Consider the following 16,895-nt stretch of genomic DNA (forward strand, 5'->3'; position numbering starts at 1 on the left):
TGTCACATGCCTCCACAATGACTTGAATTGTTGCGCTGTTTCCGGGCATCACTGGCTGCCCGGGACCAATTCAAAACACATTGCTGGACCGTATCTGGAAGTCGCTGCGCAGGCGGTTGGCTAAGGCACCATCCATTTCGTTACCCTGAGCTACTCCCCAATCGTTGGACAGCATTCGGCGCAACTTAAGCTTCACTCTGCCTTTGCTGACTGGTTTGGGTTTCGTTGTTTTCAGCCAATAGAGCACGGCTGGCGGTCTGCCGCCAAGTGCGGAACGGGGCGTTTGCGGTTGTAGAACCCGATCCATTTTCTGACGCCCGCTTTTACCTCTGATCCGGTCTCCCAGGCGTGCAGGCAGACGCATTCGTATTTCAGGCTCCGCCAGAGCCGTTCAACGCAGATTTTATCAAGGAACCGGCGCTTGCCACTCATTGAGATCCGCACGCCGGACCGGCGCAGACGGTCTGTCCAGACAAATGATGCGAACTGGCTGCCCTGGTCAGTGTTCATGATCTCAGGCGGGCCGAAGCAGTGGATGGCCTCGTTCAGCGCGTCGGCGCAAAAGCCGGCCTCCAGCGTGTTCGAGATGCGCCAGTCCATAACCGCCACCAGATATAGGAACCCGCGCCGCATGGGCAGATAGGTGATGTCTGCGGCCCAGACCTGATTGGGTCGATCCACCCGCAAACCACGCAGCAGATATGGACACGTCTTGTGTCCTTTCGCCGCCTTGCCCCCCTCTCGGGTCATTGATGCGCAATGCCCTGCCAGGCAGGGGATGGCCTTCGTTGCGAAGATGCCAGATCATCCGCCGCACACCGAAGAACGGCGTTTCCAGAAACTGCTCGTCGATCCTCCGCATCAACATCAGATTCAGAGTTATCTCGCTCTTGGGTTGATAGTAGAATGATGACCGCAAGATCGACAGCAGCTTGCATTACTTGCCAATAGGCAGATTGGCTTGGCAGGCTTGATCATTTCCCGCCTCACTTGCCGATCCACGGTTTGAGCCCTCGTGACAAAAATCGTTGGGCACGGCCAGCTCCCCGATCTTGGCGTGGAGCTCTTTGACCTGTTCTTCATCAATCTCAGGGGCTTTCTTGCCGCCACGCTCGAACACGCCAGACGCGCCTTCAAGCAGCGCCCGCTTCCAGCTGTGGATCATCGTCGGGGGAACGCCAAACTGGCTTGCCAACTCAGCAACCATCCGCTCGCCCTTCAATGCCTCAAGCGCAACTTTGGCCTTGAACTCAGACGAACGGGTCTTCCGTTTCGACACCACTGATCTCCTCTTCGTCGAAGAGCAGCAGACAACAAATCGTAGCTTACGTCAGTGTCCGAAATTCAGGGGGTAGCTCACCCACCTGGAAAATTTGATGTAAGAGCCTTTGTTGGTGATGCCGCTGCCCAACCCGTAAGGGTTTGGAGCACAGGTCAGCAAACGGTATTCGCTGACCAGTTCCTCTGCAGACGTATCGTTGCAGGTGCTTTCCTGGAAGTGACCGGATACCCGCTGATGCGTTGCTTCCGTGACGAAGACTTCCATTTGGCGGTCATAAGTCGATTCCAGCCAGGACTGCCGATGGGCAGCGGATTGGCTGGAATGTTGTTGTCACGAGGGCCTGACGGCAAACAGGCGGTCCTCCCGCGGCAACAAGGTTCGCAGTGCCTTCAGGCACCGGTAGTGGTTGTTGCCAATCAAGGCGTCAGTTGCTTCGGCAATGGAGGCCCGGCTGTCCGGGTCGGTAAAGACCTGGCTCAGTTCTTCGATCCGGCGCAGCATCGGCAGGCGCTCTTCTTCAGGGTCGGCATCGCCGGACAGGATCAGCTGTGCGGCATAGCATACCCGGCGTACCGGGGTATTGGCCTCTTCCGGATGGATCGCATCGCGCAGGCGCAGGATATTGGCATCCGGGGTTACAATCGACAGGCGGCTGCGGCGGTCGCCGTTTTCAATCACCGCGCCATTCACAAGGACACGCTCCTTGGGGGCAAGTTTCAGGACTAGTCCGCTCATATTCAGGAAGCTCCGCTGCGGAGGCCACGCATGATGGCCGTATTGATTTCCACCAGCGGCCGGACATTGGCCTTGCGCTGAAGCACTTTGCTGGTGTGCTGTCTCGTGAATTCCGCCAGTTCGAAGAGGTTTTGCTTCAAGTCATCCGGCAGGGGGTTGCCTTTTGAAGCGATGTCCGCAGTGAAAATTGACCAGAGCTTGCGGTTGTCGTTCAATGCCTGCGCAAGGTCATTGAATTCCTCGCGGCCGTTTTGCGCCGCCGTGATCAGCCGGCGGGTGACGCGGGCGACCACTTCATACTCAAAATTCTTTGCTGTCCGGGTCGGGGCCTTTGCCGCCGAATAGGCACTCTTCGCCTTCAGAAGGGCATTCACGTGTTTTCCTAACGTATTATTCTTCAGGTTCTCTGAGAGGGGAAGACCGGGGCGCTGTCAGCGCCCCGGTGAGGGCTGTTAACGGAACAGCTGCTGCAAGGTCGACGGCGCCTGGTTGGCAATCGAGAGCGACTGCACGGCCAGCTGCTGCTGGGTTTGCAGGGCTTTCAGACGGGCCGACGCCTCTTCCATGTTGGTGTCGCTGATGGTGCTGACACCGGACTTCAGCGAGTCAGTCAGTTTCGAGACGAACTCGTTCTGGCTGCTCAGACGGTTGCTGTCCGCACCCAGCTGGGCCGCGCTGTCGATCGCAAAGGTCAGCAGGCCTTCGATCTGGGTCAGAACGGTGGCTGCATTGGTTGCGTTCAGCGCAGTGATAGTGGAGGTATCCAGCGACGCAGCCGTATCGATGTGGTTGACAGTGATCACATCCCCGGTTGCGCTGATGCCGCCCAGCACATGCAGCTGTGTAGCGGTGGCGGTATCAAGCAGGTTTGCACCGTTGAAGGAGGCAGAGTCGATGATCGATTCAATCTGCTCTTTCTTCTTGGCAAGGTCAGCCTCGATCTTTGCGTGATCAACGTTTTCGGAAACGCCGGCAACTGCCAGTTCGCGCATGTCTTTCAGCGTTTCAACGATCTGCTCCATACCGGAGGAGGCAACAGCGACGGTGGCTTCACCAAAGTCCAGAGCGTCAGCAACTGCTTCAAACGCCTGGATTTCGGATTCCATCGACTTGGAGATCGCCCAGACAGCAGAGTTGTCTTTCGCCATGCCGACTTCTTTGCCGGTCGAGATCTGGTTCTGAGTTTCTTCCAGGTTGTTGTTCACCGACTTCAGAGTTTGCAGTGCAACCATGGCGCCGTTGTTGGTCAGAATGCTGGTCATAGCTTTTTCCTTTAGCTAGGGGGCGCTTTGGCCCCAATCCTTGGTGCCCCTAGGGGCGTTGTTTGACGTCTTTCTGACAGTGCGTTCCGCCGTCCGGCTTCCGCGCCACCCCTTGTGAGGTGCAAGGCGACATTGGCGCATCAGTTGCTAAAGGAGTGCTAATGCCGGAAGCTGGTATTTCTAGAATTTTCCCAAAATTGCGATCAGGCTCTTTTTTCCAGCCGGGAAGCGCCGCGGGTGCCAAAACGGGTCCGGCGCCCGGCCTGGTCATAGACGTCCAAGCCTTTGCGAATGCGGCGCAATTCAGCCATCCGGGCGGCCACAGCCCGGATGCCGTCCATGGCGCTGTCCAAAAGCTGCTGGTTGCGCGAAACTTTGGTTTGAACCTGGGACAGCGACTCGCGTTCGATCTCTGACACCGCATTCAGCTTGCCGATGATCTTTTCCTTCTTGGCCAGAAGATCTTCCAGCTTTCCCAAATCCCCCGCCATCAGCGCTTTGCGCTCGCGGTCGAGGATCAGATCAAGTTCGTCAATCAGCTGCTGGGGTTTCGGGTCACTCACCTTGGGTCTCCTTCAATGCGTGATAAAGTGATTCTGCCAAACCGATGCCGCCGGAGCGGGCGATTTGCGTTGCCTGCTCGCGGACCAGAAAGCTGGAGAACTGATCCTCGCCGGCGCCGCCGCCAAACCCTTCGCGGGATTCGCCAAGGCCGGCGGATTTCAGCATCTGTGCAAGAAAAGAGGCTTCAAGCTCGATCGCGGCTTCGCGCAGCGGATCGCTGGCAGCAGGCCGTACCGGGGTTATTGCAGACGGAGTTTGAATCGGGGTCGGCAAAAGATCTGGCATGTCCGGTTCTCCGGTTTGAAAATGCGAATTGCATCGATTTTTCGAAGACTGCACCGAAACCGGTTAAAATTGCCGTAACCGCTTTGGGGTAAGTCTGTCCGGGTCGAGATAGAATATCCGGAAGACGATCATGATACCGAACACGATCATTGCGCATGACGCCGGCGCTGTTGGCAAATCGCTGTCAGCGTCCATGGAAACATCAAAAAAACCATCCAATTTCAGTAATTTCTCGGATTTCGTATCGGCTCAGCCGAAGGGCGGAAAGCCGGCAGCCGAAACGCAAACGAGTGACGGCGAATTTGTTGCTTCCGAGATGAAAGCGGGCAAGGACGCTGCGGGCGGCCACGTTCAGGCTGACGCCAGCGCATCCGGCCAGGGGGCCGCAAGCGGCAGCCCCGAAGTGCAGCCTTCTGATGCAGATACCGAGCAGGATGGACGCGGAACAGCGGCGGAACGGCACGCCACGGAGACAAACGTTCGTGCTGGCGATGCGGAACTGGAACCCGCCCCCCGCGGTACAGGCTTGCTGGCGGATGGCAGCCTTTCCGGGGATGAGCCGGACGGCGCCCCGGTTTCCGGCGCTGTGAACGCGGATGCTGCTGAAGCTGACGGCGAAGCCGCCGCTGCAGAGGAAACGTTTCTCTCCAAAACCGCAGGCAAATCTGATGGCGCTGGCCTGACGCGCGGTTCTGGGCTGGAAACTGGCACTGGGCCCCGGCTCCTGACAGGTGAAACGGGGGAAGCCCAAGCGAAGACAGCCGCTGGAGCCTCCGGTCAAGTCCCGGGCCGTGCGGTGGAATCGGTGCCGGGGCAGGTGCCTGTGTCAGCGGCGGCTGCCCCGGACGCGGCTAAAACAGTTCCGCAGGCGCCAGGCAGTTCCGTGGTTGAGGCAGCTGGCAGCGCGGAGGCCCGCGGGCAGAAACCGGAAACCCGGAGTGGGGCCAGCACCGCTGCAACTGCTGCCTCAGCTTCAGCCGCTGGCGGTTCTGGTGACAGTACCGCCCGGAGGGTGTCCGATGCGGTTGCACTGGCGGCTGGAACCGGGGAAGGGTCCCGGATTGACCGTCAGCAAGCCGGGGCAATCGCAGCAAAAAGCGCCGATGGCGTGTCTGGCGGCAGCCTTCAGGCAGGTTCAAGAACAGGCGATCCGCAGGCCAATCCGGCCTTGGGGTCTGCGGCGGCTCAACAGCCCGTCCTGCAGCAGGCTTCCTTTGCGCCGGATGGGTCAGCGGCAGCAGGCTCTCCAGCTGCACAGGGGGCCAATCAGACGCTGCTGGCAGGCCAGGCAGGCTGGAAAGGCGCAGGCCAGCAAGGTGATTCCCTTTCATTGGCGGGGTCTTCTGAGGACACTCTTGTCGAAAGTGAAACCGCCGGCCTGGACAGGCGGATTTCCAGAACCTTTCGGGATGCCGTGGTCCGGGGGGCGCCAACGCCATCTTCGCCGCAGATACTGCAATCCTCTGCGGCTTTCCTGCAGCCCTTGCTGGCGGGCGGTGTGACGGGTGGCAAGACGGATTCGGAACTTCTTGCCGGATCCGTGGACAGCTTGGACGCAGCTCTCGGCTTTTCTGGCGAGGTGCCCGGATTGACGCAGCTGCTGGCGGAGGCGTCGATCGGCACCAACGCAGCACACCGGCCGGAGGCGCCGCGGATGATTGCGGCTCAGCTGGCAGAGGCATTTGCTGCCAAGGGTGAGCAGAAGGTCGAAGTTTCCTTGAACCCGCAGGAACTGGGGCACGTGAAAATGCGGGTGATCGCAGGCGAATCGGGAATCACCATGGTCATTCACACGGAACGTCCGGAGATCGGCGATCTGATGCGCCGCCATATCCATGAACTGGCAGAGGAATTCCGCCGCATGGGGTATGAGGATGTGTCTTTCGAATTCAGCGGCGGCGAGGCCGGCAACGGTCAGCCAGGCCAGGATCCGGGTGGAAGCGCAGCAAGTGCCGGGACAGGGGACTCATCCAATGCGGACACCGCCGGCGACAGAGAAGCAATTCAGCAAAACCTCCGGCATGGCAGTGCCGGCGTGGATATGAGGGTCTGAGCAGATGACAACACCAATCACTTCCGGGGGCGCACCTGTGAACCAGCCCCTGCCGCAAGCGTCGCAGCAAACTACCGGGCTCACGTCGGATTTCGAGACGTTTGTCAAAATGCTAACGGCACAGGCAACGAACCAGGACCCGCTGGAGCCGCTGGATTCGACCGAATATGCCGCGCAGCTGGCGCAGTTTTCGATGGTTGAGCAGCAAACCAAGAGCAACACTTTGCTGGAAGGCCTTCAGAGCCAGCTTGGCCTGGCCAATATGGCTGCCTTGTCGGGTTGGGTTGGTATGGAAGCCAGAGCTGTTGCGCCGGGTTATTTTGATGGCAGCAACGGCGTTACCATCGCTCCGAACCCTGCCGCAGCCGCGGATTCCGTGACCCTGGTGGTGAAAGATGCCAATAACGCCGAAGTGCAGCGCATCAGCCTGCCGGTGTCAGCCGACCCCTATGAGTGGAATGGCCTGGACAGCGATGGCAATCCGCTTGAGACCGGCGAATATGCCTTTGTCATTGAAAGCAGCAAGAATGACGAGGTGATCTTGCAGGAGTATGCCGAAATTTACTTCAAGGTGAACGAAACCCGGATGCAAGGCGGTGAAGTGGGCCTGATCACTGAAGGCGGTTCGGTGGTGCTGGCCTCCTCGGTCAGCGCGCTGCGTGACCCAGAGGCCTGATCCGGCAGTATGCGCAGGCGGAAAAACTGTCTAAGAACGGGGCGGCACAACACCGGAGACCGCCCTGAAACCGCTGCCTGACCAATTCGAACCCCGTTTCTTTGCGCATTTGGCTGCAACGGGATTGCATGTTCCCGCCCCCCGGTGCCTGGCCGGCGGGCGGTCCAATCATGTCTGGCGGGCCGGCGGGCTGGTGATCAAGCTTTATGCCCGGGACAAGGCGAACCCGCTGTTTGCCAACGATCCCGCGCGGGAGGTTGCAATTCTGACCGCCCTCTCCGGCACCGGGATGGTGCCGCCGTTGGTACAGACCGGTGTGTTCGAAGGGCGCGAATGGCTGGGTTATGCCCATGTCAACGGCAATCCATGGCAGCAGGACACCGGCCACGTGGCGCAGTTATTGGGCCGGTTGCATGATGTGTCGCCTCCGCCCGGGCTTCCGGCCGGTGTGAACGGCAGCGTGGAATTGGAGCGGCAAACTGCGGGTATCCTTTCAGATTGCCGTGATCCGGCAGGGCTGGCAGCCTTGCGGCCTCTGGGGCGTGTTCCGCCCTTTGGGCAGCCGGTTCTTATTCACGGCGACCCGGTGCCCGGCAACCTGCTGGCGCATGACGGCACGCTCACACTGATCGATTGGCAATGCCCGCAAGTCGGCGACCCGGCGGAGGATCTGGCACTGTTCCTCTCGCCGGCAATGCAGCTGATGTACCGCGGCGCGCCACTGTCCGAAGCGGAAGAGGATGCTTTTCTTGCGGCCTATCCCGATCCCAGAATTGCCGGCCGGGTTTTGGCATTAAAGCCTTGGTTTCATTGGCGGATGGCAGCTTATTGCCTGTGGCGGGCTGAACAGGGCGGGGCGCAGGACCGGCAGGCTTTCGAGCTTGAATGCAATGCGCTTCAATCCATCAGGCCCAGCACCGCATAGGCAGGCGGCATCAGCATCCGCCGTGCCCGGCCAAAGGGGAAACGCGCCATTTTCTGCACCACCACGGAGTAGGGCAAATCCGGTGTTTGCCCCTGTACGAGATCGCTCAGCAGCCGACCGGCATAGCTGCCCATGGCCACGCCGTTGCCATGGTAGCATAGGCCCGCAAACATGCCGTGACGATCCGGCACCGGCCCGATGAAGGGCACCAGGTTGCGCGACAGGCAGACCATGCCGGACCAGCAGTGGGTGCTCTTGACAGTGCGCCAGGCCGGGAACATCGCTTCGAAATCCTGCCGCAGTTTACGCCGGATTCCGGCTTCGGCGCGGGGACAGGCCAGCAGCCCGCCGCGCATCCCAAACAGGAAACGATTGTCCGGCATCAGCCGGAAGTAATGCAGCAGGTTACGGGTGTCATAGGCCATCTGATGCGAGAACCAGCCCTGGGCTTGCAGCTCTTCCTGTGACAGCGGCCGGGTGACCATGACCGTGGACTGCGCGGGCATGTAACGCCCGGCGAGCCAGTCCGGCAGGTCCTCGGAGGAATAACCGTTGGTGGCGATGATGACCTGAGAAGCCCGCAATAACCCTTGTTCAGTCTCTATCTCATAGCTGCCGCGGATCTGTTTCAGGCTCAGTGCAGCGCTGCGCTGAAACAGCTTTGCGCCGGCCTCCTGCGCCGCGCGGGAAAGGCCGAACAGATACTTGCGCGGGTTCAGGGCAAATCCCACAGGTGTTGTCAGCGCCGCATGGAAACTGCCGTTCAACCCGCTGTCTGCCAGTTGATCGCGGGTCAGGAAATCGGGTTCTTCGCCCTCACGCCGCATCGCCTTTGCCTCGGCCAGCAGGCGCGCGGCTGCCTTTTCGCTGTGGGCCAGCTGGGTTTCGCCTTGCGAATGGGTGTCGGCATCAATGCCGTGCTTTTCCAGCAGATCCCGTACCAGATGCACCGCGGCTTCTTCACTGGCGTCATAGGTATCGGCAGCCGCTTGGCCAAAGAACCGGCGCATGCTGCGGCCGGAGAGTTTCGACCCGCCCAGGCAGCAAAATCCGCCATTGCGCCCCGAGGCGCCCCAGCCCGGGGTCTCGGCTTCCAGCAGCGCAGCGGAAATGCCGGCCTCCGCCAGATGCAGCGCTGCCGACATGCCGGTGAAACCGCCGCCGATGATGGCCACATCGGCCTCCGTGCCGCCCTGCAGCACCGGCCAGTCCGGTGCTGTGATGGTCTCGTCCCACCAGCAGTTGCTGCGCGGGGCGGACCCATAGGCGTAGCTGGAGAAGATTCGGCGCATCAGTTGCGCACCGCTTCCATCTCCTCTCGCTTCTGCTTTGCCACCTGATGCTTGGTCACCAGCGAGGCGGTGATGACCCCGACCGTTACGATGCTGATCATGATCGTCGACAGCGCGTTGATCTCAGGTGAAACGCCCAGGCGCACAGCGGAGAAGATCTTGATCGGCAGTGTGGTGGCTGAAGGACCGGAGGTGAAAGACGCGATCACCAGATCGTCCAAGGACAGGGTGAAGGCCAGCAGCCAGCCGGAAATCACCGCAGGGGCAATGATCGGCAGGGTGACCAGACGGAAGGCCTCGGAGGCCGAGCAACCCAGATCCAGCGCCGCCTCCTCCAGCGAGCGGTCAAAACTCACCAGCCGCGAAGACACCACCACCGAGACATAGCACATGGAAAAGGTGGTGTGCGCCAGCACGATGGTCAGCACGCCGCGGTCCAGCCCGATGCCGATGAACAAGAGCAGCAGCGACAGGCCGGTGATCACCTCGGGCATCACCAGCGGCGCATAGATCATCCCGGAAAACAGGGTCCGCCCCATGAACCGCCCGCCGCGCACCATCACATAGGCGGCGATGGTGCCCAGAACAGTGGCGATGGTTGAGGAAAACACCGCCACTTTGATGGTCACCCAGGCAGCATTCAGGAACGCCTCGTTCTGCAGCAACTCCCCGTACCATTTGGTCGAGAACCCGGCCCAGACAGTGACCAGTTTGCTTTCGTTGAAGCTGAAGATCACCAGGATCACCATCGGGATATAGAGGAAGGCAAAGCCGAGGGTCAGTGAAACGGCGTTAAACCAGCTCATACGGTTCATTGCTCTGCCTCCTGCTGTTTCTGCTGGTTGCGCTGGAACAGCACGATTGGAATGACAAGCAGCAGCAAGAGAACCACCGCCACCGCGGATGCCACCGGCCAATCGCGGTTGGAGAAGAACTCCTCCCACAGCACCTTGCCGATCATCAGCGTGTCCGAGCCGCCCAGAAGCGAGGGGATCACGAACTCACCCAGGACAGGGATGAAGACCAGGAAGCTGCCGGCAATGATGCCGTTCTTCGACAGTGGCACCGTAACTAGCCAGAAGGCCGACAGGCGCGAGCAGCCCAGGTCTTCGGCGGCTTCGATCAGCGAACCGTCCAGCCGCTCCAGCGCCGAATAGACCGGCAGGATCATGAACGGCAGGTAGGTGTAGACGATGCCGATATAGACCGCTGAATTGGTATTGAGGATCGTCAGCGGTTCGGAAATTATACCGGTCCACATCAGGAACTGATTGAGGAAACCCTCGTTCGACAGAATGCCCATCCACGCGTAGACGCGGATCAGGAAGGAGGTCCAGAACGGCAGGATCACCAGCATCATCAGCGTCGGGCGCCATTCAGCCGGGGCGCGGGCCATGCCATAGGCAATCGGATAGCCCGCCAGCAGGGTGAAGAAGGTTGAGATGACTGCGATCTTCAGTGAGCTGAGATAGGCTTTCCAGTAGAGGTCATCCTCAGTCAGCCAGACGAAGTTCTCGAAATCCAGCTCGGCGATGAAGGCGGCAATGCCCTCGGCCCAGTCGAACTGCGGGAAATAGGGCGGCCGGGCAATGGCCGCATCCGACAGCGAAATTTTAAGGACAATGGCAAAGGGCACCAGGAACAGCGCCAGCAGCCAGACATAGGGGGTGGCAATCAGGACAAAACGGCGCATCATTCGGCCAGCAGAACGCCTGCCGTGGCGGTCCAGGACAGCCAGACAGAGTCTTCCCAAGTGTAGGCACGGCGGGCGATGCGACGGGTGTTGGCGGCCTGCGCCTTGATCACCGCGCCGGTTGGCAGCTCCACGTGATAGGTGGAGATATTGCCGAGGTACGCAATGTCGAGGATCTTTCCCTGAACCGCGTTGTCCGCCTCTGCCGGTTTTTCGGCGCTGATCGAAACCTTCTCGGGCCGGATCGCCAGGTGGCATTTCTGCCCATCGGAGAACCCGTTCGGCGATTGCACCGCCAGCGGCGCGTGCCCTTCATGCCAGGACATCGCGTAGACGTCGCTGCCATTGGGTTTGGCGGTGCCCTCGATCAGGTTCACGTCGCCAATGAAATCAGCCACATATACCGAGTTCGGCGTCTCGTAAATCCGGTCAGGCGTGGCCACTTGGATGATCTTGCCGTGATCCATCACCGCCACGCGTGAGGCCACGGTCATCGCTTCTTCCTGATCGTGGGTCACGATCACAAAGGTGGTGCCGGTCTTTTCCTGGATGTCCATCAGCTCAAACTGGGTATCCTGGCGCAGTTTCTTGTCGAGCGCGCCCAGCGGTTCGTCCAGCAGCAGCAGCTTCGGCGCCTTGGCCAGCGACCGCGCCAGCGCCACCCGCTGCCGCTGGCCGCCGGAGATCTGATGCGGCTTGCGGCGGGCGAATTTTTCCAGCCGGGTCAGCCGCAGCATCTCTTCGACCCGGTCGTTGATGTCATGTTTGGGCATGCCCTCGCGTTTCAGGCCAAAGGCGATGTTCTCCCAGATCGACAGATGCGGGAACAGCGCATAGGACTGGAACATCATGTTCACCGCGCGTTTGTTCGGCGGCACCGGGGCAATGTCCTGCCCGGCAAGGAAAATCTTGCCCTCGGTCGGGGTTTCAAATCCGGCCAGCATCCGCATCAGCGTGGTCTTGCCGCAACCCGACGGGCCCAGCAGCGCGTAGAATTCCCGCTCGTAGATGTCGATGGTCAGATTGTCGATGGCGGTGAATTCACCATAGCGTTTGGTGACGTTCTGGAAGTGGATCAAGGGCTTTGCCTCGGGATCGTTCCAGGGTTCGAAAGCACAAGTAGTCAAGCCGGGCCCCTTCTGCGAAGTGTCGCGCGAATGTCTCGGATGGCCGCGCGCGGAAACCCCGGGCGCGTCAGATGGCGCGGGGCGCCGAAACGCGCCCCGCTGGTCAGGTGCGGCTGATCAGGTGCCGGATTTGACCTTGGTCCACATGCGGGTGGCCTTGCGCTGCACTTTCGGCGGGTAGCCTTCCTTGATGTACAGGTTCTTGACCGTCTCGGCGCCGGGGTAGATCGCCGGATCGCCGATCACGTCCTCTTCCAGGAATTCTTGCGAGGCCTTGTTGCCGTTGGCATAGTAGACATAGTTGGACGCCGCCGCCATGTTGTTGGCATCCATGATGAAATTCAGGAACTTATGGGCGCCTTCGGGGTTCGGGGCGTCAACCGGGATCGCCATCTGGTCGAACCACATCAGGGCGCCTTCCTTGGGGGCGTTGAATTCGATTTCAACGCCGTTGCCGGCTTCTGCGGCACGGTCGCGGGCCTGCAAAATGTCACCGGACCAGCCAAAGGCCACGCAGATATCGCCGTTGGCCAGCGCGTTGATGTACTCGGAGCTGTGGAACTTGGTGATATGGGGGCGCACACCCAGAAGCACAGGCTCGGCCTTGGCAACCACATCGGCATCCATGCTGTTGGGATCTTCGCCGATGTATTTCAGCGCTGCCGGGATCATCTCATCCGGGGCATCCAGGAAATGCACGCCGCAGCCGGCCAGCTTCTCCATGTTGGCCGGGTTGAACACCAGCTCCAGCGAGTTGATCGGGGCATCCTCGCCCAGGGCTTCCTTCACCTTGGCGACATTCACGCCGATGCCGGTGGTGCCCCACATGTAGTTGATTGAATATTCGTTGCCGGGATCATACAGCGCGGTGCGTTCCTTGATCGCATCCCACATGTTGCCCGCGTTGGTCAGTTTCGACGGATCCAGTTTCTGAAAGGCGCCCGCCTGAATTTGCCGTGCCATGAAGGATCCGGTCGGCACCACCACGTCATAGCCGGAGCCGCCGGCCAGCATCTTGGTTTCCAGTACCTCGTTGCTGTCGAACACGTCATAGATCAGGTCGATGCCGGTTTCGGCTTCGAATTTCTCCAGCAGGCTTTCGTCGATATAGTCGGACCAGTTATAGACGCGCACCTCTTCAGCAGAGGCGGCGGCGGCCGTGCCAAGGGCAACGACGGCGGTCATGGTCATCGTCTTCAGTGTCATGAATTTCTCCCTGTGCGTGCCGGTTTCAGGGTCCGGCTGTGGTGGGATTTGATCAAGTTTTGCCGCTTTCGGCAATACTCTTTATGTTTTCACTTGGGTAAAACTGGTGCAAGCTGGCCAAAATCGAGGAGGAAAACCCCAGGTGACCGAGACCACTTCACCGCCCGCCGCGGCCCCCGAAAGCCCGGCCAAACTGCCCGCGCATGAGATCGTCTACCAGAAGCTCAGGGCGCAAATTCTGTTCGGCGAACTGGTGCCGGGGCAGGCGGTGACGATCCAAGGCCTGGTCGAGACTCTGGGCGCCGGCATGACGCCGGTGCGCGAGGCGATCCGGCGGCTGATCTCGGATGGGGCGCTGATGTTCCAGGGCAACCGCCGGGTGTCGGTTCCGCTGCTGGGGCCGCAGGACCTGGAAGAACTGATTTTTGCCAGAAAAACAATCGAGTGTGAATTGGCACGGCGGGCAACCCCGCGGATCGGGGCCGCCGATGTCGAGGAGCTTGTGACCATCGACAACGCGCTCGACAAGGCCATCGTCACCGGGGATGTGGCGGGTTACCTGGTGCAGAACTACAGCTTCCACACCGCCCTTTATGCCCATGCCGATGCGCCCATCCTCAGCGACATTGCCGACCGGTTGTGGCTGCGCTTCGGCCCGTCCTTGCGGGTGGTCAGCGGACGCCTCGGCACCCAGAGCTTCCCGGACCGCCACAAGGACATCCTGGATGCGCTGCGGCGGCGGGACCCGGAAATGGCCGCTTTGGCGATGGAACGGGACGTCTGCCAGGGGATGGAGCACGTGGTCGAGGGCTTGAGAGGCGCTAACTGATTCGATTGACTCCTGGAAATTTGATCATATTCTGGTGCCAATCAGTCATTCTCAGGAGCGAGTCCCATGACCGTTATCACCAACCACATGCCGACGGCCGAGCTGCAGGCGCTGGACGCCGCCCACCACATGCATCCTTTCACCGCCAACGGCGAGCTGTCGCAGAAGGGCGCGCGCATCATCACCCGCGCGGACGGCGTGCATCTGACCGACAGCGAGGGGCATCAGATCCTTGATGCAATGGCAGGCCTGTGGTGCGTCAACATCGGCTATGGCCGGGATGAGCTGGCCGAGGTTGCCGCCCGCCAAATGCGCGAGCTGCCCTATTACAACACCTTCTTCCAGACCACCCACGTGCCGGCCATCGCGCTGGCAGCCAAAATCGCCGAGCTGGCCCCGGGTGATCTGAACAATGTGTTCTTTGCGGGCTCAGGCTCCGAGGCCAACGACACCAACATCCGCATGGTGCGCCATTACTGGGCGCTGAAGGGCAAACCGTCGAAGTCCGTGATCATCAGCCGCAAGAATGCCTATCACGGTTCCTCGGTCGGCAGCGGCAGCTTGGGCGGCATGAGCGGCATGCATGCCCAGGGCGGCATGCCGATCCCGGATATTCACCACATCAATCAGCCCAACTGGTGGGCCGAGGGCGGCGACATGCCGGCAGAGGAATTCGGCCTGCAACGCGCACGCGAACTGGAAGAGGCGATCCTGGAACTGGGCGAAGACCGTGTTGCGGCCTTCATCGCCGAGCCGGTGCAGGGTGCAGGCGGTGTGATCGTGCCGCCGGCCAGCTACTGGCCGGAAATCCAGCGCATCTGCGACAAATACGAGATCCTGTTGATCGCCGACGAGGTGATCTGCGGTTTCGGGCGCACCGGCAATTGGTTTGGCAGCGAAACCCTGAATATCCGCCCCGACATCATGACCATCGCCAAGGGCCTTAGTTCCGGCTACGCGCCGATCGGCGGCTCGATCGTCAGCGACGAGGTCGCCTCGGTGATTGCCAGCGACGAATTCAACCACGGCTACACCTATTCCGGCCATCCGGTGGCGGCCGCCGTGGCGCTGGAGAATCTGCGCATCATGGAAGAGGAGAACATCCTGGGCCATGTGCGCGACGTGGCGGCGCCTTACCTGAAAGAGAAATGGGAAGCGCTGGCCGATCACCCGCTGGTGGGCGAAGCCAAGATTGCCGGCATGATGGGGTCCATCGCTCTGACCCCTGACAAGGCGGCCCGCGCCGCCTTTGCCTCGGACGCAGGCACCGTTGGCTACATCTGCCGCGAGCGCTGCTTTGCCAACAACCTGGTGATGCGCCATGTGGGCGACCGGATGATCATTTCGCCGCCGCTGGTGATCACGCCGGAGCAGATCGACGTGCTGATCGAGCGCGCAACCAAGTCGCTTGATGAATGCTACGCCGAACTGAAATCCCAGGACCTGTTGCACAGCGCCTGATGTTTCTCCCCTGCGCCGCTCAATGAGGCGCATTTCCCCGCCAACTCAACCCGGCCCGGCAGCAACTCTGCCGGGCCTTTTTCTTCGGTTCGGGTCCAGGAAAAGTCGTTTTCGAACCAGTTCACCCCGCGTCGCGGCGCAAAACGTCCGGACTGCGTCGCAAAAAGTCCGGTATACCAAGCGGAATCAGTCCTACAGTTCCCTAAGGATATTCTTTTTCGCATGCGGAGACGGCCACGGGACGAATTTCGTCGGACCTCCAGGGAAAGAATATTTTTTTCATCCCTAGCGCTTGGTAGCGTTGGTATGATTAACTTCGAAAAAGTGCAGAGCAAATCTGCCGGACTGACAAAACTACGGGGAGCCTGCTTTGGCTGATGCGTCAAACGTTGATGCGTTCGTTGAATTCGAACGCGTCCAAAAGAGCTATGATGGCGAAAATCTCGTTGTCAAAGATCTCAACCTCACCATGCCCAAGGGTGAATTCCTGACCATGCTGGGCCCGTCAGGATCGGGCAAGACCACCTGCCTGATGATGCTGGCGGGTTTCGAGACCGCAACCCATGGCGACATCCGCCTGGACGGGATTTCGATCAACAACATCCCGCCGCACAAGCGCGGCATTGGCATGGTATTCCAGAACTACGCGCTGTTCCCGCATATGACGATTGCGGAAAACCTCTCTTTCCCTCTGGAAGTCCGCAAGATGGGCAAGTCCCAGCGCGAGGAGAAGGTCAAGCGGGCGCTGGACATGGTGGAAATGGGCGCCTTCGGCGGCCGCCGCCCGGCCCAGCTCTCGGGCGGCCAGCAGCAGCGGATCGCACTGGCCCGCGCCCTGGTGTTCGAACCCGAGCTGGTGCTGATGGACGAGCCGCTGGGCGCGCTCGACAAGCAGCTGCGCGAGAAGATGCAGTTTGAGATCACCCATCTGGCGCACCGCCTGGGCATCACCGTGGTCTATGTGACCCACGATCAGACCGAGGCGCTGACCATGTCGGACCGGGTTGCTGTGTTTGACGACGGCCGCATCCAGCAGATCGCGCCGCCGGATCAGCTCTATGAAAGCCCGGAGAACAGCTTCGTTGCCCAGTTCATCGGCGAGAACAACACGCTGGAAGGCACCGTCAAGGAAATCAACAACGGCATTGCTCTGGTTCAGCTGGACGACGGCGAGCTGATCGATTGCAAGCCGGTCAACGTTTCCCAGCCCGGCGAGCGCACCCGCGTGTCGATCCGTCCCGAGCGGGTGGAATACAACAAGGAGCGCCTGCAGGAAGGCGCCCATACGCTGAAGGCAGAAGTGCTGGAGTTCATCTATATGGGTGACATCTTCCGCACCCGGCTGCGGGTGGCCGGCAATGATGAGTTCATCATCAAGACCCGCAACGCGCCTGATGTGGACCGTCTGGAACCCGGCCAGCAGATCGAGATCGGCTGGCTGCCTGAAGATTGCCGCGCACTGGACGCCTGAGTTCCGGCGCGTGTCGAACCCCCGGCGGAAAAAG

Annotated in this window: 18 protein-coding genes and 1 pseudogene; 6 read left to right on the forward strand and 13 right to left on the reverse strand. The window is 60.5% G+C overall.

The features are described from left to right. Positions 1–238: 238 nt before the first annotated feature. From ACXAEH_RS15405 to ACXAEH_RS15440, 8 genes and pseudogenes are all read right to left on the reverse strand, one after another. A pseudogene (locus ACXAEH_RS15405) lies at positions 239–1,282 on the reverse strand (IS3 family transposase); the annotation flags it as partial. Positions 1,283–1,330: 48 nt separating this feature from the next. Then, a complete protein-coding gene (locus tag ACXAEH_RS15410; RefSeq protein ID WP_475033994.1) occupies positions 1,331–1,546 on the reverse strand; it encodes a hypothetical protein in 216 nt (71 codons plus the stop codon). A 66-nt stretch (positions 1,547–1,612) separates the two neighbouring features. Continuing rightward, on the reverse strand, positions 1,613–2,017 hold the full coding sequence (gene flbT, locus ACXAEH_RS15415; protein ID WP_039126788.1) for a flagellar biosynthesis repressor FlbT: 405 nt from the start codon (positions 2,015–2,017) through the stop codon (positions 1,613–1,615). A 2-nt stretch (positions 2,018–2,019) separates the two neighbouring features. Then, entirely contained in the window at positions 2,020–2,391 is a 372-nt protein-coding gene (gene flaF, locus ACXAEH_RS15420) for a flagellar biosynthesis regulator FlaF (protein WP_475033995.1), read from the reverse strand. 78 nt (positions 2,392–2,469) lie between these two features. Further along, positions 2,470–3,279, reverse strand: a complete 810-nt coding sequence (locus tag ACXAEH_RS15425; protein ID WP_475033997.1) for a flagellin N-terminal helical domain-containing protein — start codon at positions 3,277–3,279, stop codon at positions 2,470–2,472. A 203-nt stretch (positions 3,280–3,482) separates the two neighbouring features. Beyond that, positions 3,483–3,842 carry a flagellar biosynthesis protein FlgN gene (locus ACXAEH_RS15430; RefSeq protein WP_475033998.1) on the reverse strand — a complete coding sequence of 120 codons (360 nt, stop codon included), beginning with the start codon at positions 3,840–3,842 and terminating at the stop codon, positions 3,483–3,485. Further along, positions 3,835–4,128 (reverse strand): rod-binding protein, encoded by a 294-nt coding sequence (locus tag ACXAEH_RS15435; RefSeq protein WP_475033999.1) that lies wholly within the window; start codon positions 4,126–4,128, stop codon positions 3,835–3,837. The genes ACXAEH_RS15430 and ACXAEH_RS15435 overlap by 8 nt, the downstream gene beginning before the upstream one ends. A 202-nt stretch (positions 4,129–4,330) precedes the next feature. Then, positions 4,331–4,879: a hypothetical protein gene (locus tag ACXAEH_RS15440; protein WP_475034001.1), complete on the reverse strand. Its 549-nt coding sequence runs from the start codon at positions 4,877–4,879 to the stop codon at positions 4,331–4,333. A gap of 789 nt (positions 4,880–5,668) precedes the next feature. Between ACXAEH_RS15440 and fliK the strand changes: the two genes are divergently transcribed. The 3 genes from fliK to ACXAEH_RS15455 all read left to right on the forward strand — a co-directional run bounded on the left by fliK (position 5,669) and on the right by ACXAEH_RS15455 (position 7,782). Further along, on the forward strand, positions 5,669–6,181 hold the full coding sequence (gene fliK / locus ACXAEH_RS15445; RefSeq protein ID WP_475034002.1) for a flagellar hook-length control protein FliK: 513 nt from the start codon (positions 5,669–5,671) through the stop codon (positions 6,179–6,181). A gap of 4 nt (positions 6,182–6,185) precedes the next feature. Continuing rightward, a complete protein-coding gene (locus ACXAEH_RS15450; protein ID WP_475034004.1) occupies positions 6,186–6,857 on the forward strand; it encodes a flagellar hook capping FlgD N-terminal domain-containing protein in 672 nt (223 codons plus the stop codon). Between the two features lie 148 nt (positions 6,858–7,005). Continuing rightward, complete coding sequence (locus ACXAEH_RS15455; protein WP_475035595.1) at positions 7,006–7,782, forward strand: phosphotransferase family protein; 777 nt, start codon at positions 7,006–7,008, stop codon at positions 7,780–7,782. Here the strand turns inward: ACXAEH_RS15455 and ACXAEH_RS15460 are convergent. The 5 genes from ACXAEH_RS15460 to ACXAEH_RS15480 form a co-directional block, all read right to left on the reverse strand. Further along, entirely contained in the window at positions 7,755–9,074 is a 1,320-nt protein-coding gene (locus tag ACXAEH_RS15460; RefSeq protein WP_475034005.1) for an NAD(P)/FAD-dependent oxidoreductase, read from the reverse strand. The genes ACXAEH_RS15455 and ACXAEH_RS15460 overlap by 28 nt on opposite strands. Beyond that, positions 9,074–9,889: an ABC transporter permease gene (locus ACXAEH_RS15465; protein WP_475034007.1), complete on the reverse strand. Its 816-nt coding sequence runs from the start codon at positions 9,887–9,889 to the stop codon at positions 9,074–9,076. The genes ACXAEH_RS15460 and ACXAEH_RS15465 overlap by 1 nt, the downstream gene beginning before the upstream one ends. Continuing rightward, on the reverse strand, positions 9,886–10,767 hold the full coding sequence (locus ACXAEH_RS15470; protein WP_475034009.1) for an ABC transporter permease subunit: 882 nt from the start codon (positions 10,765–10,767) through the stop codon (positions 9,886–9,888). The genes ACXAEH_RS15465 and ACXAEH_RS15470 overlap by 4 nt, the downstream gene beginning before the upstream one ends. Further along, positions 10,767–11,894, reverse strand: a complete 1,128-nt coding sequence (locus tag ACXAEH_RS15475) for an ABC transporter ATP-binding protein (protein ID WP_475034010.1) — start codon at positions 11,892–11,894, stop codon at positions 10,767–10,769. Before ACXAEH_RS15475 ends, ACXAEH_RS15470 begins: the two co-directional genes overlap by 1 nt. A 117-nt stretch (positions 11,895–12,011) precedes the next feature. Further along, positions 12,012–13,100 (reverse strand): polyamine ABC transporter substrate-binding protein, encoded by a 1,089-nt coding sequence (locus ACXAEH_RS15480; protein ID WP_475034012.1) that lies wholly within the window; start codon positions 13,098–13,100, stop codon positions 12,012–12,014. A gap of 142 nt (positions 13,101–13,242) precedes the next feature. Here ACXAEH_RS15480 and ACXAEH_RS15485 point away from each other — a divergent pair, with 142 nt between their 5' ends. The 3 genes from ACXAEH_RS15485 (at position 13,243) to ACXAEH_RS15495 (ending at position 16,861) form a co-directional block, all read left to right on the forward strand. Continuing rightward, a complete protein-coding gene (locus tag ACXAEH_RS15485) occupies positions 13,243–13,929 on the forward strand; it encodes a GntR family transcriptional regulator (RefSeq protein WP_475034014.1) in 687 nt (228 codons plus the stop codon). 66 nt (positions 13,930–13,995) lie between these two features. Further along, positions 13,996–15,390, forward strand: a complete 1,395-nt coding sequence (locus ACXAEH_RS15490; RefSeq protein WP_475034016.1) for an aspartate aminotransferase family protein — start codon at positions 13,996–13,998, stop codon at positions 15,388–15,390. A 370-nt stretch (positions 15,391–15,760) separates the two neighbouring features. Then, complete coding sequence (locus ACXAEH_RS15495; RefSeq protein ID WP_475034018.1) at positions 15,761–16,861, forward strand: ABC transporter ATP-binding protein; 1,101 nt, start codon at positions 15,761–15,763, stop codon at positions 16,859–16,861. The last annotated feature ends 34 nt before the right edge of the window (positions 16,862–16,895 follow it).

This window comes from Leisingera sp. ABM4_060, from assembly GCF_056158765.1.

Coding starts and splice junctions, on each gene's coding strand:
- ACXAEH_RS15410 (WP_475033994.1), bottom strand. CDS start 1,546: ATGGAAGTCTTCGTCACGGAAGCAACGCATCAGCGGGTATCCGGTCAC.
- flbT (WP_039126788.1), bottom strand. CDS start 2,017: ATGAGCGGACTAGTCCTGAAACTTGCCCCCAAGGAGCGTGTCCTTGTG.
- ACXAEH_RS15425 (WP_475033997.1), bottom strand. CDS start 3,279: ATGACCAGCATTCTGACCAACAACGGCGCCATGGTTGCACTGCAAACT.
- ACXAEH_RS15435 (WP_475033999.1), bottom strand. CDS start 4,128: ATGCCAGATCTTTTGCCGACCCCGATTCAAACTCCGTCTGCAATAACC.
- ACXAEH_RS15450 (WP_475034004.1), top strand. CDS start 6,186: ATGACAACACCAATCACTTCCGGGGGCGCACCTGTGAACCAGCCCCTG.
- ACXAEH_RS15460 (WP_475034005.1), bottom strand. CDS start 9,074: ATGCGCCGAATCTTCTCCAGCTACGCCTATGGGTCCGCCCCGCGCAGC.
- ACXAEH_RS15465 (WP_475034007.1), bottom strand. CDS start 9,889: ATGAACCGTATGAGCTGGTTTAACGCCGTTTCACTGACCCTCGGCTTT.
- ACXAEH_RS15470 (WP_475034009.1), bottom strand. CDS start 10,767: ATGCGCCGTTTTGTCCTGATTGCCACCCCCTATGTCTGGCTGCTGGCG.
- ACXAEH_RS15480 (WP_475034012.1), bottom strand. CDS start 13,100: ATGACACTGAAGACGATGACCATGACCGCCGTCGTTGCCCTTGGCACG.
- ACXAEH_RS15490 (WP_475034016.1), top strand. CDS start 13,996: ATGACCGTTATCACCAACCACATGCCGACGGCCGAGCTGCAGGCGCTG.